Annotated in this window: 13 protein-coding genes and 1 pseudogene; 6 read left to right on the top strand and 8 right to left on the bottom strand. The window is 72.8% G+C overall.

Annotated features, from left to right (window positions below):
- Positions 1 to 47 precede the first annotated feature (47 nt).
- Positions 48 to 1265: a glycosyltransferase 87 family protein gene (locus tag ACWCYY_RS21905; protein ID WP_345286116.1), complete on the bottom strand. Its 1218-nt coding sequence runs from the start codon at positions 1263 to 1265 to the stop codon at positions 48 to 50.
- A 108-nt stretch (positions 1266 to 1373) separates the two neighbouring features.
- Entirely contained in the window at positions 1374 to 2912 is a 1539-nt protein-coding gene (locus ACWCYY_RS21900) for a glycosyltransferase family 39 protein (RefSeq protein ID WP_449796970.1), read from the bottom strand.
- Between the two features lie 401 nt (positions 2913 to 3313).
- Between ACWCYY_RS21900 and ACWCYY_RS21895 the strand changes: the two genes are divergently transcribed.
- Genes ACWCYY_RS21895 through ACWCYY_RS21880 form a run of 4 tightly spaced genes read left to right on the top strand, consistent with a single transcriptional unit; the run spans position 3314 to position 6499 of the window.
- The gene (locus ACWCYY_RS21895; protein WP_345286119.1) at positions 3314 to 4510 is read left to right on the top strand and encodes a hypothetical protein; all 1197 of its coding nucleotides are present in this window, start codon (positions 3314 to 3316) and stop codon (positions 4508 to 4510) included.
- A 42-nt stretch (positions 4511 to 4552) separates the two neighbouring features.
- Positions 4553 to 5089: a phosphatase PAP2 family protein gene (locus tag ACWCYY_RS21890; RefSeq protein ID WP_345286121.1), complete on the top strand. Its 537-nt coding sequence runs from the start codon at positions 4553 to 4555 to the stop codon at positions 5087 to 5089.
- Positions 5082 to 6047: a decaprenyl-phosphate phosphoribosyltransferase gene (locus ACWCYY_RS21885; RefSeq protein ID WP_345286123.1), complete on the top strand. Its 966-nt coding sequence runs from the start codon at positions 5082 to 5084 to the stop codon at positions 6045 to 6047. The genes ACWCYY_RS21890 and ACWCYY_RS21885 overlap by 8 nt, the downstream gene beginning before the upstream one ends.
- The gene (locus ACWCYY_RS21880) at positions 6047 to 6499 is read left to right on the top strand and encodes a GtrA family protein (RefSeq protein ID WP_345286125.1); all 453 of its coding nucleotides are present in this window, start codon (positions 6047 to 6049) and stop codon (positions 6497 to 6499) included. The genes ACWCYY_RS21885 and ACWCYY_RS21880 overlap by 1 nt, the downstream gene beginning before the upstream one ends.
- 90 nt (positions 6500 to 6589) lie before the next feature.
- On the opposite strand, the gene ACWCYY_RS21875 is transcribed toward ACWCYY_RS21880, so the two are convergent.
- From ACWCYY_RS21875 to ACWCYY_RS21865, 3 genes are all read right to left on the bottom strand, one after another.
- On the bottom strand, positions 6590 to 7762 hold the full coding sequence (locus ACWCYY_RS21875; RefSeq protein WP_345286127.1) for an acyltransferase family protein: 1173 nt from the start codon (positions 7760 to 7762) through the stop codon (positions 6590 to 6592).
- Positions 7763 to 7951: 189 nt separating this feature from the next.
- Entirely contained in the window at positions 7952 to 8650 is a 699-nt protein-coding gene (locus ACWCYY_RS21870; RefSeq protein ID WP_345286129.1) for a response regulator transcription factor, read from the bottom strand.
- Positions 8643 to 10085, bottom strand: a complete 1443-nt coding sequence (locus ACWCYY_RS21865; protein WP_345286131.1) for a PspC domain-containing protein — start codon at positions 10083 to 10085, stop codon at positions 8643 to 8645. Before ACWCYY_RS21865 ends, ACWCYY_RS21870 begins: the two co-directional genes overlap by 8 nt.
- A gap of 134 nt (positions 10086 to 10219) precedes the next feature.
- Here ACWCYY_RS21865 and ACWCYY_RS21860 point away from each other — a divergent pair, with 134 nt between their 5' ends.
- Together ACWCYY_RS21860 and ACWCYY_RS21855 are read left to right on the top strand one after the other, a co-directional pair.
- On the top strand, positions 10220 to 11746 hold the full coding sequence (locus ACWCYY_RS21860) for a PspC domain-containing protein (RefSeq protein ID WP_345286133.1): 1527 nt from the start codon (positions 10220 to 10222) through the stop codon (positions 11744 to 11746).
- Positions 11743 to 11985 carry a hypothetical protein gene (locus ACWCYY_RS21855; RefSeq protein ID WP_345286135.1) on the top strand — a complete coding sequence of 81 codons (243 nt, stop codon included), beginning with the start codon at positions 11743 to 11745 and terminating at the stop codon, positions 11983 to 11985. The genes ACWCYY_RS21860 and ACWCYY_RS21855 overlap by 4 nt, the downstream gene beginning before the upstream one ends.
- A 3-nt stretch (positions 11986 to 11988) precedes the next feature.
- Here the strand turns inward: ACWCYY_RS21855 and ACWCYY_RS21850 are convergent, their stop codons facing one another.
- The 3 genes and pseudogenes from ACWCYY_RS21850 to guaA form a co-directional block, all read right to left on the bottom strand.
- Complete coding sequence (locus tag ACWCYY_RS21850; RefSeq protein ID WP_449797037.1) at positions 11989 to 12276, bottom strand: Rieske (2Fe-2S) protein; 288 nt, start codon at positions 12274 to 12276, stop codon at positions 11989 to 11991.
- Positions 12277 to 12501: 225 nt separating this feature from the next.
- A pseudogene (locus ACWCYY_RS21845) lies at positions 12502 to 13029 on the bottom strand (DoxX family membrane protein); the annotation flags it as partial.
- Positions 13030 to 13192: 163 nt separating this feature from the next.
- Positions 13193 to 14788 carry a glutamine-hydrolyzing GMP synthase gene (gene guaA / locus ACWCYY_RS21840; protein ID WP_345286137.1) on the bottom strand — a complete coding sequence of 532 codons (1596 nt, stop codon included), beginning with the start codon at positions 14786 to 14788 and terminating at the stop codon, positions 13193 to 13195.
- Positions 14789 to 15150: the final 362 nt, after the last annotated feature.

The following is a 15150-nucleotide window of genomic DNA, read 5'->3' as shown; positions in this document are numbered from 1 at the left end:
CGACAGCCCCGCCGGATTCCGGAAGGACCGGCGCCCGCCGGCCCGCGCTACGAGGCGTTGGTGTAGACGAAGACCAGGAAGCCGCCGTACACGGCCGAGCAGAGCGCCGCCGCCCCGAGCAGCATCACCAGCGAGGTCCGGCTCCGGATCCGGGCCAGTCCGGCCGCCGCAGGCAGCAGCAGCCCGAAGGCGGGGATCAGGAAGCGGGCCCGCGAGTTGAAGTACGCCGCGTCGCCGAGCGCCAGCACCAGCAGCGCCGCGCTGTAGAGCAGCAGCACCGGCGGCTGCCGCTGGGCGACCGAGACCGCGAAGAGCACCACGCTCGCCGCGAGCACCCCCGCCACCACCACTTCGGCCAGCCACACCTGCCCGCTGCTGGTCAGCATGGACCGCAGGCTCTCGAAGGTGCTGCGGCCGAAGTCGAAGTGCGACTCCCAGGCGTCCTGCACCCGGAAGTAGGCGTCCCAGCTCCCCTTCACCGCACCGACCCAGCCCAGGAACCCGAAGAACCCGAGCGGCGCGAGCACCGCCCCCAGCGCCGCCCGCCACCCGCCGCGGCGGGCCAGCAACTCCCAGAGCGCGGCGCAGGAGACGGCGGCGGCCAGGGCCAGCCCGGTCGGCCTGGTCAGCCCGGCCAGCACGGTGAGGGCGCCGGCCGGCACCCAGCGGCGGCGCACCGCCGCGTACACCGCCCAGGCCGCGAAGGCGGTGAAGAGCGGCTCGGAGTAGGCCGCGCTCTCCACCACGGCCAGCGGGAGGACGCCCCAGAGCACCGCGGCCAGCACCCCGGTCCGGCGCCCGTGCAGGTGAGCGCCCACCGCGAAGATCCCCCAGGCCGCGACCAGCGAGGCGGCCCAGGCCACCAGCAGCGCGGCGAGCTCGACCGAGAACGGGGTGAGCAGGTCGGTGAGCCGGATCAGCGCCGGGTAGAGCGGGAAGAAGGCGTAGGCCTCGTACGCGCCGTGCGGCCCGGGCAGCGGGACGGACCCGGCGTAGCCGTGCTGCGCGAGGTCCTGGTACCAGTACGCGTCCCACATGGTGGCGAGCCGGTGCAGCCCGCCGGTGTCGCGCCGGGTGCCCCAGACCACCACCGCCAGCACGCCGACCGCCCGCACCGCGAGGTAGCCGAGCAGGGCCGGGGCGGCGTACCGCAGCGCGGCGCGGAACCCCGGGCGGCGTTCGGCGGCTCCGGCGGCGCCGGCGGCGTCGCGGGGCCCGGGGGTCTGGGTGCTGGCACGTCGGAGCGGCCGGGACTGGGTGGACACGCGGTCCATCATGCCGTCAGTTCCCGCACGCACCCAGCGGAACGGGCCCGGGTGGTGAACTCCGCCGGCCGGAGCCGGAGGAGTTCACCCGTTGTCCCGCCGGTGTTCCTACTTGCGTTCCGAGAGCGAGACGGTCAGCCCGCGGACGTGCTTCACCTGGGTGACCTTGTAGGCGGCGCGCAGCGCCTCTGCCTCGTTCTTCGGCAGGTTGGCGTACGGGTCGTCGCCCTCGCCCAGGGTGACCACCCAGACCCGGTTGACCCCGTTCAGGCAGGAGGCCGGCTGGGGGCAGGGGTCGGCGAAGAGGTCGTCCTTCTGCAGCGCGGTCTTGGCCGCGAAGACGTCCTTGAGCTCGACCCGGTCCGGCAGGTAGTAGTCGATCTCCAGGTCGGTCATCGCGTAGGACTTGTCACCGCGGACCGGCGCGAAGCCGTCGCCCGGCTGGTAGCCGTCGGCGATGACCTTCGCGGCGGCCTTGCCGTTGGTGTGCTCGTGCGCCGTCGCCGTGCGCAGCTTCTCCTGGTCCGGCCAGCCGAGCAGCGCGACCACCACCAGGCCGACCACGCCGAGGAAGCGCGGCTTCAGCTTGCCGAGCCCGGCACCGGCCAGGATCGCCCAGGCCGGGACGGTGTAGAGCTGGTAGCGGTCGAAGAAGTACGCGGTCTGGCCCTGCGAGATGAACCAGGTGAGCAGGATCGGCAGCGCCGCCATCAGCCCGATCTCGAAGGCGGGGCGGCGGCCCCTGGCCCAGCCGGCCGGGATCGCGGCCAGCGCCAGGACGCCGGCGCTGACCAGGGCCGAGCCGAACATGTTGTGCCAGTAGTCGACGAAGGTGTTCAGGTCCGGCGCGCTCAGCCAGCCGATCTGCCGCTTGGACTGCTCGGTGCCGAGCAGCACCAGCGGGATCACCGGCACCAGCCCGACCAGCACCGCGGCCGGGAAGCCGAACAGCAGGCCCTTGCGGCGGTCCCGCCACCAGTGCATCGCCACCACCACGGCGTGGCTGGAGAGGAAGACCAGCGAGACCATGTGGAACAGCCCGGCCGCCGCCACCGACACCGCGTACGGCAGCCAGCGCTGCCAGCTCGGCCGCTCCAGCGCGCGGAACAGGAAGAAGGTGGCGGCCGCCACCGCGAGCACCACGAAGGCGTAGGACCGGGCCTCCTGCGAGTACCGGGAGACGGTCGGCAGCACCGCGAACAGCAGACCGGCGATCAGACCGCTCGCCGTGCCGAACAGCCGACGGCCCGTCAGCGCGACGAAGACCGCCGCACCGGTGAGCGCCAGCGCGGAGGGCAGCCGGAGCATCGTCGGGGAGTCCCCGAAGACGCTGACCCAGCCGTTCATCAGCAGGTAGTAGGCGCCGGAGACGGCGTCCACGTGCTGGAGCAGTTCCAGCAGGTCGCCGGTGCTGCGGGTGGCCGCGCTCCAGGTCGCGAACTCGTCGCGCCACGGCTGCGGCCGCCAGCTCCCCCGGATCCCCAGGACGAGGGTGAGGAGGGCCGGCCAGAGCCAGACCGTCCGGTTCAACAGCGGGGTGAGGCGCTCCTCCAGGGCGGAGCCGGGGCGGCGGTTCGAGGGGGGCGCCTCGTCGTTCCGGCTCTGGGACTCCGTCTCGACGGCGGGTTCCATGCGGCTGGCTGTCATGTGGTACGAGCCCTTCGGCGCCGTGCTGCCGTCACGGCGGCTTCTCAAGTTCAGTGGCCAACGCCAAGGACGCACCCCCCAGCGCACCCCCCAGGCCGCCTCATCCTAACCGTCGCTCGGGAGTGTGAAGAAACCCCGTTTGCCCCACCTGTGGCCCAGGTCGCATGCAGCGCTGTGCCAATATGCACTCCGTGCAAGGAAGTTGCACGCGCGGTGAAAAACGTATAAGAAGTCTCATCGTATGTTTAAAGTTGCGCGGGGACAGTCCTCGCGCGTAGGGCGGCCCAGTCCCGAGGACGGCAGAGAGCCTTGACAGTCACCTCGTGCCCGACTGCGCCGGCCCTTCCACGTCACGCAGTCCGGCTGCCCGTGCCCGCCTCCCCGGCCAGGAAGCCCACTCGATGACGCTCGCCACCTCACCTCCGACCACCAGTGCGCCCGACGCCGCCCCCCCGGTAGGCCGGCGGCAGCGGCTGGTGACCGAGCTCCGGCTCGCCGCACCGGCGATCAGCCTCTACGTCGGGCTGAAGGTGCTCGGCATCCTGGTCTTCCTCGCCATGGCCAACTACGCGGACCTGGACTGGCTGAAGGACATCGGGAACCGCTGGGACTCGGTGCACTACACGAAGATCGCGCTGCACGGCTACGGCGACCACCTGATCTACGGCAACGACGGCCGGCTGGTCTACGGCGTCAACCGCCAGGCGTTCTTCCCGCTCTACCCGATGCTGATGCGCTGGGGTTCCTGGCTGGGCGTCAGCACCACCGTCGCCGGGATGCTGGTCTCCGGGGTCAGCTCGCTGCTCGCCGCCTGGGGCCTGTACAAGGTCGGCGCCCACCTGCGCGACCGCACCACCGGCATCATGATGGCCGGTCTGTTCGCCGTGGTCCCGACCGCGCACGTGCAGTGGCTGGTCTACACCGAGTCGCTGTTCATCGCCCTCACCGTCTGGGCGCTGTACTCCGCGATCCGGCACCGCTGGGTGCTGGCCGGTCTGATCTGCGTCGTCGCCGGGCTCTCCCGGCCGACCTCGGCCGCCGTGATCGGCGCGGTCGGCCTGGCCGCGATCTGGGCCCTGATCAAGCGCAAGGACGGGCTCCGCCCGCTCGCCGCCATGGTGCTGGCGCCGCTCGGCCTGCTCTTCTACCTGGTCTACCTGGCGGTCCGTTACGACAAGCCGAACGCCTACTTCCTGATCCAGGACCAGTCCTGGGGCGAGACCTTCGACTGGGGCGACACCACCTGGCGCAACGTGCTGGAGTCCACCGCCACGATGTGGCCCCAGCAGTTCCAGCACTACATCACCACCATGGTGCTGATCGCCCTGCCCGCCCTGGTCTTCTTCATGCTCCGCGAGAAGCTGCCGCTGGCGCTCAACGCCTTCGTGCTGGCCTCGCTCCCGCTGGTCCTCCTGGTGCACCACTGGCCGGCCATCATCCCGCGCTACCTGATGCCGCTCTTCCCGCTGCTGCTTCCGGTGGCCGCCGGGCTGGCCAAGACCCGGGCCTCCACCCGGTACACCCTGCTGATCACGCTCGGCGCCGCATCCGGGTGGTACGCGACCTGGTTCTTCTGGAACTGGGCCACCGCCCCCTGATCCGCCCCTTCCGCTCACCTTTTCTCTCCGAGGAGTTCCTCCATGACCGAACTGCCGCAGGCAGTCACGGAGTTCGACCACCGGGTCTACCGCGCGGTGCGGGCCCGCTTCGGCGACCAGCGCTCCGTCGACGTCAGCCGCGCGCTGTCCTGGGCCGGTGAGCACGCCGCCGGCTGGCTGGCCCTCGGCCTGGCCGGTGCGGTGGTCGACAGTGAGCGCCGGGGCAGCTGGCTGCGGGCCACCGGCGCGGTGGCCGGTGCCCACCTGGCGAGCATGGCGATCAAGCGCGTGGTCCGCCGTCCGCGGCCGAACGGCCCCGGGATGGAGCCGCTGGTCACCACGGCCGGCAAGCACAGCTTCCCCAGCTCGCACGCGACCTCCTCCGCCGCCGCGGCCGTCGCCTTCGCCCCGCTGCTGCCCACCACCGTGGTCGGCGCGGCGGCCGGCGCGGTCTGCTTCTCCCGCCTGGTCGTCGGCGTGCACTACCCGTCCGACGTGCTGAGCGGCGCCGCCCTCGGTGCGGCCGTGGCCGGCGCCAGCCGGAACTGGATCGCCAAGGGGACCACCAGCAATGTCTGAGACCAGCACGCTGCCGGTCGAGGCGGTGCTCCCGGCCCAGGCGGCCGCCCCGGTCGCCGACGACTGGGCGGTCCGCCCGTTCAAGCTGAGCGCGCTCCCCGGCGGGCTGATCCGCAACGCCCGCCCCCGGCAGTGGGTCAAGAACATCCTCGTGGTGGCGGCCCCCGGCGCCGCCGGCATGCTCGGCCACGCCGAGGTGATCAAGCAGACCGCGATCGTCTTCGGCCTGTTCTGCGCCGCCGCCTCGGCGATCTACTTCCTCAACGACGCGATGGACGTGGCCTCGGACCGCGCCCACCCCGTGAAGCGGAACCGCCCGATCGCCTCCGGCATCGTCCCGCTCCCGGTCGCGTACCTGGCCGCCGTGCTGCTGGCCGGCGGCGCCATCACCGGCGCGGTGCTGCTCTGCAACGGCCCGACCGCCGTCGCCCTCGGCTGCTACCTGGTGATGCAGTTCCTGTACTGCACCGGGCTCAAGCACGTCCTGGTGGTGGACCTGGCCTTCGTCACCTCCGGCTTCCTGCTCCGCGCGATGATCGGCGGCCTGGCCTCCGGCATCCCGCTGTCGCAGTGGTTCCTGATCACCGCCGGCTTCGGCTCGCTGTTCATGGTCTCCGCCAAGCGCTACTCCGAGCTGGTGCTGATGGGTGATCAGGCGGCCGAGTCCCGCAAGCTGCTGGCCGAGTACACCACCGGCTACCTGCGCTTCGTCTGGCAGGCCGCGGCCGCCGTCGCGGTGCTCAGCTACTGCCTCTGGGCGCTGGAGCCGAGCGGCGACCACCCGGGCCTGAAGCAGATCACCATCGTGCCGTTCGTCTTCGCGATGCTGCGCTACGCCGTCTTCGCGGACCGCGGTACGGCCGGTGCGCCGGAGGACGTGGTCCTCAAGGACCGCGCGCTGCTGGTGACGGGCGCCCTCTGGGTGATCCTCTTCGGCCTCTCCGTGGTCGGCGTCTGATGACCCAGGCACACGCCGGGGCACCCTCCGGGAGGCTCCGCGCCCTGCTGCCCGAGCTGATCAAGTTCGGTGTGGTGGGCGGCCTCGGCTACGTCACCGACGTCGTGCTCTTCCTGCTGCTGGACGACCCGATGGGAGTCATCCCGGCCAGGGTGGTCTCGCTGACGGCCTCCACCGCGGTGGCCTTCGTCGGGAACAAGTACTGGACCTTCCGCGAGCGGAGCGGGGCCGGCAGCCCCGCCGAGGTCGGCCGGGAGACCGCGATGTTCCTGGTGGTCAGCGTGGCCGGCGCCCTGATCCAGCTCGCCTGCCTGGGCACCTCGCACTACCTGCTGGGCTTCACCAGCACCACGGCGGACCTGGTCTCCGGCAGCGTGATCGGCATGGTGCTGGCCACCGCCGCCCGCTTCTGGGGCACCAAGGTCCTGGTCTTCCGCACCGCGTCGGCCTGACGGCCGCGCCGCGCACCACGAGGGCGGGGTCCGACGGAACGGCAGTCGCCGTTCCGTCGGACCCCGCCCTCATCCGCTGCTCCGCCCCGGTCAGCCCCGGCGGACCGGCGGCTGGGAGGCGGTCCTGACCTGTCGCAGGCCCTGCTCCATCTTCCGCTTCAGCAGGCTCCCCAGCGGCCGCTCGACCAGCCGGTGGAGCAGCCAGGCGACCAGCAGCATGGTGGCCATCAGCCCGGCCAGCAGCAGGTACGGGTTCATCCGGTCGTGCAGTTCGCGGATGACCCACCAGCCGAGCTGCTGGTGCAGCAGGTAGACCGGGTAGGTCAGCGCGCCGGCCACCGTCAGCCACTTCCACCGCACCCAGTCGAACTTGCCCAGCGCCACCCCGATCATGGCCAGGAAGGCCAGCGTGATCAGGGCGAAGGCGACGCCGAACGAGACGTGCTCCTTGGCGTCCCAGGAGTAGATGGCGACCACGCCGCGGAGCTGGTTCTGCGCGAGCAGCCAGTTGAGCCCGATCAGCCCCCAGAGCAGCAGGTTGGGCCCGAAGCGGTACATCAGGTACATCGCGACGCCGGAGATGAAGTACGGCGAGTACTGCGGGAAGGTCATCACCCCGATCAGCGGGATCGGGCTGTTGGTGGCGAAGACCGAGAGCAGCGTCCACACCCCGCAGAAGGCCACCACCCGGCGGTAGGTCAGCCCCCAGAGCGCCAGCAGGCCGATCAGCACGTAGAACCGCAGCTCCAGCCAGAGCGTCCAGTACACGCCGTCCAGGTCCTGGCCGCCGATGCCGTTCTGCATCATCGTCAGATTGGTCAGGATGTCGGTGAACTCCCAGTCCCGGGCGCCCTCGTCCCACACCGGCTTGACCAGGAAGAGCATCGCCGAGGTCATCAGCACGCCGGCCCAGTAGGCCGGGAACAGCCGGCTCACCCGCGAGGTGACGAACTGTCCGACGCTGCGCCCCCAGACGGACATGCAGATCACGAAGCCGCTGATCAGGAAGAAGAGCTCGACGCCGACCCAGCCGTACACGGCGAACGGGTGGAGCAGCGGGACCGCCTTGGCCGGTGTGGTGTCGCCCCAGATCGGGCTGAACCGCTGGAACCCGGCGTAGTGCCAGGTCATCGCCGAGACGGCGGCGATGAGCCGCAGCGCGTCCAGCACGTGGAGCCGTCCGCCGCGGCGCTCCGGGGCGGCGATCACGACGGGCTCGGCAAGGGGTGCGGAGCGGCTGCCCGCCCAGGGAGAGGTGAGCATGAGGACCTTCGGGGGTGAGGGTGCGGCCGACGGGGGGCACGGCCGAAAAGCGGTCTCACCCTAACCAACCCGCGGCCCGCTGTCCCGACGCTCCCCCACCGCCTTTACCCTCCCGTGGCACACGGACGGGCACCCGGCCTTGTGCCGCAGTGCCCGTTCGTGTCCACCCGAACGGGTGGTGGGTACCCGTCAGACCAGCCGGCGCGCGGTGGCCCAGCGGGTCAGCTCGTGACGGTTGCTCAACTGGAGCTTGCGCAGCACCGCCGAGACGTGCGACTCCACCGTCTTCACCGAGATGAAGAGCTGCTTGGCGATCTCCTTGTACGCGTAGCCGCGGGCGATCAGCCGCAGCACCTCGCGCTCGCGCTGGGTCAGCCGGTCCAGGTCCTCGTCGACCGGCGGGGTGTCGGTGGCGGCGAAGGCGTCCAGCACGAAGCCGGCCAGCCGGGGCGAGAAGACCGCGTCGCCGTCGGCGATCCGGAAGACCGCGTTGACCAGGTCGGTGCCGGTGATGGTCTTGGTCACGTAGCCGCGGGCACCGCCGCGGATGACCCCGATCACGTCCTCGGCCGCGTCCGAGACGGAGAGCGCCAGGAAGCGGACCCCGTTCGGGTCGGCCATCACCGGCGCGGAGCGGCGCAGCACCTCGACCCCGCCGCCGCCGGGCAGGTGGACGTCGAGCAGCACCACGTCCGGCCTGGTCTCGGCCACCACCTTGACCGCCGACTCGACGTCGTCGGCCTCCCCCACCACGTCGATGCCGGTCAGCTCCGTCCGGCCGATCTCGGCCCGGACCCCGGTGCGGAACATCCGGTGGTCGTCCACCAGCACCACCCGGGCCCGCCGCTCCGGCTCCGCCGCCCCCGTAGCCGACACTGCGTCAGTCATCTGCCCTCTCCATCTCCAGCTCGACCTCGGTCCCGCCGTCGGGCGCGGGCCGCACCTTCGCGGTGCCGCCGTTGCGCTTCATCCGGCCGATGATCGACTCCCGTACGCCCATCCGGTCCTCGGGCACGTCGTCCGGGTCGAAGCCGGGGCCGTGGTCACGGACGAAGACCGACACCGTCCGCCCCTCCACCTCGGCGTAGACCTGGACCGGCCCACCGCCACCGTACTTGGCGGCGTTGACCATCGCCTCCCTCGCGGCCTGCACCTGTGCCGAGATCCGCTCGTCCATCGGGCAGTCGCCGACGCAGACCAGCTCGACCGCGACCCCGTGCCGGTCCTCGACCTCGGCCACCACCGAGCGGATCCGCTCGGCCAGGGTGTCCGGCGCGGCCTCGGCGGCCGCCTCCGGGCGGTACAGCCAGAGCCTCAACTCGCGCTCCTGCGCCCGGGCCAGGCGCAGCACCTCCTTGGCGTCGTCGGCGTTGCGCTGGATCAGGGTGAGGGTGTGCAGCACCGAGTCGTGCACGTGCGCGGCGATCTCGGCCCGCTCCTGGGCCCGGATCCGGGCGGTCCGCTCGGCGCCCAGGTCCTGCCACATCCGCAGCGCGTACGGGCCGACCAGCACCAGCACCCCGGCCAGCACCGCCAGCGAGGCCTCCAGCACGGAGGCCAGCGTGGAGCCGCTGCCCTGCAGGATCAGGAAGGCCACGATGCCGGCCACCACCAGCAGCACCCCGGCGCCGATCCGGGTGTACGCGGCCCGCCGCCGGGTGCCCTCCACCCCGAACCAGCGCTGCCAGCGGGAGTCGTCGGCCTGCCGCCAGACCAGCGCGACGCCGACCCCGATGGTGAGCAGCGGCCAGACGTACGGCTTGGCCGGCTGGATGTTCAGCGCGCTGAGCAGCGCCATGATGCCGACCACCAGGCCGAGCAGCGCGAAGACCTGGCCGAGCCCGCCGCGCGGGACGGCGCCGGCCCGCTCCTCGGCGGGGGCTCCGGCGGCCACCGCCGCCTCGCCGTGGAAGGTCCGCTGGAGCAGCTCGCGCAGCCGCCCGAGCCGGGCCGGCCTCCCCTTCCTCAGCTCCTCGCCGCCGACCACCGCGTCGCCCGGCACGAAGCGGCCGTTGACGTACAGCCAGCGCGGCCCGCCGCCGGCTGGCTCGCCGATCCCTATCGGCACCACGAACCAGAACGCCGCGTACAGCAGCACCCCGACGGCCTGGGCGAAGAACAGCAGCACGAAGGCGACCCGCACCCAGGCCACCGGCAGCCCCAGGTGGACCGCGAGGCCGTGCGCGACGCCGCCGAGGATCCGGCCGTGCCGGCTGCGGTAGAGCCGCCGGTACGGCGGGCGTTCGACGCCGCCGTCCCCTGATCCACCGTCAGCGGGGAAGGGGCCGTCGAGGGCTCTGGGATCGGTTCCGGGGGCTGCCACGCCCCGAATGGTCACACGTGCGCGCCCCCGCGCGCATCAGGGTGCCACCCCGAACCCGTCTCAGGGACAGATCAGGGTCCGCACCGGGCCCGCGCCGGTTGGGCCACGGCCGCGCGGGCAGCAGGATAAGGGGCATGACCGACGAGCAGACCACCGCGCCGGGGCCCGACGCCCCCACCGGGCCGGAGCAGCCGCCCCGCCCGCCGCTCAGCCGGAGCGAGAGGCACCGGGTGGTGGCCGGCGTGTGCGGGGGCCTGGGCCGCCACCTGGACATCGACCCGGTGGTCTTCCGGGTCGTCACCGCGGTGCTCTGCCTCTCCGGCGGTCTCGGCCTCTTCCTCTACGGCCTGGCCTGGCTGATCGTGCCGCGCGAGCCGGAGGACGGGACGGCCGGCCGGACCGAGCTGCAGCGCGTGCTGACCGGCCGGGTGGACGGCCAGTCGATCGGCGCGGTGCTGCTCACCGTGATCGGCACCGGCGTCTTCTTCTCCTCGATGGGCGACGGCGGCCAGCTCTTCCCGATCCTGCTGCTCGGCGGCCTGGTGCTGCTGGCGGTCCGCTACGACCCGGAGCGCCGCCGCCACCCGCGCCGGCGCGGCCGCCGCCGGGGCCACGACGGCCCGTACGACCGGCTCACCGACGAGACCGGGCACCCGTACGACGCCACCGGCGCCGCACCGGGCTGGCGCACCGTCAACGACCGGGCCGGCGACGGGGCCGGGGCCGGTTCCCCGCACTGGTGGGACCAGGCCGAGCAGCACATGAAGGAGGCCTGGCGGACCCACGAGGAGGCGATGCGCTCCGCCTTCGGACAGACCCGGGACAAGGCCCACCCCGACACCCCGCCGGCCGGCCCGAGCGGCTACCTCTGGGACCCGCGCCACCCGGAGCGCAACCCGTACGGCTCCACGCCCCCGCCCGGCGCGCCCGCGCGGCCCTGGTGGCAGCGGACCGACCTGCCGGAGGGCGACCCGCTGCGCAAGGCCGGGGCCCCGCCCTCCCCCGCGGACCCGCCGCTGCCGCCCCTCCCCCCGGTCCACCCGGTCCACCGGGGCCCGAACGTGCTTCCGCTGCTGGGCCTGCTGCTGGCCGCCGGCGGCGGTGCGCTCGCCTGGTGGGTGACGGAGCGTCAGGGCGGCTCGGTGCTGCTCTCCACCGTGCTGGCCGCCGCGCTCGCCGGGCTCGGGCTGGCGCTGCTGATCGGCGCCAAGTTCGGCCGGGCCCGCGGCCTGGCCCTCCCGGCGGCGCTGCTGGTGATCCTGCTGACCGCCACCACCGGCTCGGACTTCACCCTGGCGAGCAGCGCCGGGGACCGCTACTGGGCCCCCACCTCGGTCTCCGAGGTGAAGCCCGAGTACACCCTGGGCGTGGGTGACATGAAGCTCGACCTGACCGACTTCGACCCGGCCGGCGCCACCGTGGCCACCACGGCGAAGCTCGGCGCCGGCGACATGCAGGTGACCGTGCCGGGCGACGTGGAGGTCCGGTTGACCCTGAAGAACGGCCTGGGCGAGATCCAGGTCGCCGACCGCCACCTGTCCTCCGGGGCGGGCAACGACGTGGAGTACCAGTTGCACCCGACCAACGGCCGGCCGTCCCGGGGGACGCTCGACCTCACCCTGACCGTGGGCCTCGGCGACCTCCAGGTGGTGCAGTCGTGAGGAAGCACCCGCTCGACCCGTTCTCGCTGATCGCGGGTCTGCTCTTCGGCACCCTGGCGGTGCTCTGCCTGCTCGCCTCGCTGAACGGCAAGGAGGTGAGCGGCCGGGTGGTGCTGCCGGTCACCTTCCTGGTGCTGGGCGGCGCCGCGGTGATCGGCGCGGTCACCGCGATGACCCGCCGCTCCCGGGAGCTGCGCCGGATCCGGGAGGCCCGGGAGGTGCGCTCCTCCTCCGACTGAGCGTCAGGCCTTCTGCTGCGCGCCGAGCTCCAGCTGGTCGCCCTTCCTGGTGACCGCGAACTTCGCCAGCGGCTTGCTGGCCGGCCCGTTGAGCACCGCGCCGGTGGTGGCGTCGAAGCGGGAGCCGTGGCACGGGCAGTACATCTGGTTGTCCTTCGGGGCGTCCACCGCGCAGCCGGAGTGGGTGCAGATCGAGGAGAAGGCGCAGTACTGGCCGGCCTTGGGCTGCACCACGTAGAGCGCGTCCCCGGTGGCCGGGTCCTTGACCTTCGCCGAGCCGCCGACCGGCACCGAGGCGGCGGGCACCGAGACGGCGCTGCCGGCACTCGCGCCCGCGCCCGCGCTCGGGCTGCCCGAACCGGTGGGCACAGGCGACGGGCCCGCCGCGTTCGCGGGCAGCTCGTCCCGTCCGAAGGTGGCGGTCAGCGAGCCGGCCAGCAGCCCGGCCCCGCCGAGCGCGACCGCCGCGATCCCGCCGTCCACCAGCGCCCGGCGGCCGACCTGGTCCTCCGTCAGGCCCCGGCGCCGGTCCCGCCCCGCGCGGGCGGCCAGGTAGCCGTCCACCGAGAGGTGGGGGGTGCCGGCCAGCAGCAGCGGGGTCCAGGCCATCAGGTAGGCCAGGTCGTTGCCGTAGTAGTACGGGGAGGTGTTCCAGCTGACGGTGAGCCAGAGGCTGAGGCTGAGCGCCGCGCCACCGGCCGCGGCCAGCCGCCCCCAGAGGCCGAAGAGGGTGCCGAGGCCGACCGCCAGCTCGCCGAAGGCGATGGCCAGCGCGGAGAAGGTGGGCGCGTCGAGGGCCGGGCCGAGCGCCCAGCCGATCGGGCTGTTCGCCTTGGCGGCGGTGGTCTGCGCGACGAAGGAGGCGGCGTCCGCCGCCCCGGCCAGGTAGTGCGGGTCGGCCAGCTTGTCCAGGGCGGCGTAGACGAAGGTCACCCCGAGGAACAGCCGGAGCGGCAGCAGTGCGTACCGGGTGGCCAACTCGCGCCGCTGGGCTGCCCGTTCGGCTCTGCCAGGACGTTCCGGCCCGCTCAGCCCCACCGCCATCGCCGACACCCTTCGCTCACGGCCCGTCAACTCCTGACGGGTCCGGTCCGATTCTGCCCGCTACCGAGCCGATTCGGGGGCACGGCCCCCGGTGGAAACGACCGCGCCGCCGCCCCCGATGCGGTCGGGGACGGCGGCGCGGCCGTTCAGCTGCGGGGAGCGGTCACTCCCACTCGATGGTGCCCGGCGGCTTGCTGGTGCAGTCCAGGACCACGCGGTTGACGTCCTTGACCTCGTTGGTGATCCGGGTGGAGATCCGGGCCAGGGTCTCGTACGGCAGGCGCGACCAGTCGGCCGTCATGGCGTCCTCGGAGGAGACCGGACGGAGCACGATCGGGTGGCCGTAGGTGCGGCCGTCGCCCTGCACGCCGACCGAGCGGACGTCGGCCAGCAGCACCACGGGGCACTGCCAGATCTCGCGGTCCAGGCCGGCCTTGGTGAGCTCCTCGCGGGCGATGGCGTCCGCGTCGCGGAGCAGGTCCAGGCGCTCCTTGGTGACCTCGCCGACGATCCGGATGCCCAGGCCCGGGCCCGGGAACGGCTGCCGCTGGACGATCTCCTCCGGCAGGCCGAGCTCCTGGCCGACCATCCGGACCTCGTCCTTGAACAGCTGGCGCAGCGGCTCGATGAGCTTGAACTGCAGGTCCTCGGGGAGGCCGCCGACGTTGTGGTGCGACTTGATGTTCGCGGTGCCGGTGCCGCCGCCGGACTCGACCACGTCCGGGTAGAGGGTGCCCTGGACGAGGAACTCGACCTCCTCGCCGTGCTCACCCGCCTCGGCGATGATCTCGGCCTGGGCCTGCTCGAAGACCCGGATGAACTCCCGGCCGATGATCTTGCGCTTCTCCTCGGGGTCGGTGACCCCGGCCAGCGCGGTCAGGAAGCGCTCCTGGGCGTCGACCACCTTGAGCTGGATGCCGGTGGCGGCGACGAAGTCCTTCTCGACCTGCTCGGTCTCGCCCTTGCGCATCAGACCGTGGTCCACGTACACGCAGGTGAGCTGGGAGCCGATGGCCCGCTGCACCAGCGCGGCCGCGACGGCCGAGTCCACGCCGCCGGAGAGGCCGCAGATGGCGCGCTTGGTGCCGACCTGCTCGCGGATCGCGTTGACCTGCTCCTCCACCACGTTGGTGGTGGTCCAGGTCGGGGCGATGCCCGCACCGCGGTAGAGGAAGTGCTCCAGGATCTGCTGACCGTGGGTCGAGTGCAGCACCTCGGGGTGGTACTGGACGCCGTAGAGCTTGCGCTCGTCGTCCTCGAAGGCCGCGACCGGCACCACGTCGGTGGAGGCGGTGACGGAGAAGCCCTCGGGGGCGGCGGAGCAGGCGTCGCCGTGCGACATCCACACCGACTGCTCGGCCGGGGTGCCCTCGAACAGGGTGGAGCCGGACTTGGAGACGTGCAGCGGGGTGCGGCCGTACTCGCGGGCACCGGAGTTGTCCACGGTGCCGCCGAGGGTGATGGCCATCAGCTGGAAGCCGTAGCACATGCCGAAGACCGGGACGCCGGCCTCGAAGATCGCGCGGTCCAGGCGGGGCGCACCCTCCTCGTAGACCGAGGACGGGCCGCCGGAGAGGATGATCGCCTTCGGGTTCTTGGCGAGCATCTCGGCCACCGGCATGGTGGACGGCACGATCTCGCTGTAGACCCGGGCCTCACGCACCCGACGGGCGATGAGCTGGGCGTACTGGGCGCCGAAGTCGACGACCAGCACGGTGTCGAGCTCGGCGGCGGACAGGTCGGGAGTAGCAGAGGACACAGACGGCCTTCCGGCAGCGATGTGGGGGTGTCGCCGCCGATTCTACCGGGCACCCACCGCGCGCCGTTTCACCCGCTTGCCGGGGCGGCGGGCCGTGACCGGCGTCACGGCAGGATCGTTGCACCCATCGACCGCACCGCGCGGGCCGCCCCGGCCAGGGGCGGGCCGGACGGCGCGGACACCGAACCATGCGCGTGGATCTCTCTTCAGTCCACCGGCGCACGTGGCGCCGCCGCTCCCGAACGGAGCGGCCCGCCGTGGGACCGTGCGCGGGTGGGAGTGGCCGGGCCGGCAGGGGACAGCCGGGTCGGGCACGACTGAAAACGGTGAAGGAGGTGCGGCGGGCGACTCCCGGGACGCCG

Source organism: Kitasatospora sp. NPDC001664, from assembly GCF_053596675.1.
Note: the sequence above shows the minus strand (reverse complement) of the source record. Positions and strands in the feature narration are given on the sequence as shown.

Bases quoted from the DNA above. Each gene is read 5' to 3' on its own strand.
- ACWCYY_RS21900 (WP_449796970.1), bottom strand. From the start codon at position 2,912: ATGACAGCCAGCCGCATGGAACCCGCCGTCGAGACGGAGTCCCAGAGC.
- ACWCYY_RS21895 (WP_345286119.1), top strand. From the start codon at position 3,314: ATGACGCTCGCCACCTCACCTCCGACCACCAGTGCGCCCGACGCCGCC.
- ACWCYY_RS21890 (WP_345286121.1), top strand. From the start codon at position 4,553: ATGACCGAACTGCCGCAGGCAGTCACGGAGTTCGACCACCGGGTCTAC.
- ACWCYY_RS21885 (WP_345286123.1), top strand. From the start codon at position 5,082: ATGTCTGAGACCAGCACGCTGCCGGTCGAGGCGGTGCTCCCGGCCCAG.
- ACWCYY_RS21880 (WP_345286125.1), top strand. From the start codon at position 6,047: ATGACCCAGGCACACGCCGGGGCACCCTCCGGGAGGCTCCGCGCCCTG.
- ACWCYY_RS21875 (WP_345286127.1), bottom strand. From the start codon at position 7,762: ATGCTCACCTCTCCCTGGGCGGGCAGCCGCTCCGCACCCCTTGCCGAG.
- ACWCYY_RS21870 (WP_345286129.1), bottom strand. From the start codon at position 8,650: ATGACTGACGCAGTGTCGGCTACGGGGGCGGCGGAGCCGGAGCGGCGG.
- ACWCYY_RS21860 (WP_345286133.1), top strand. From the start codon at position 10,220: ATGACCGACGAGCAGACCACCGCGCCGGGGCCCGACGCCCCCACCGGG.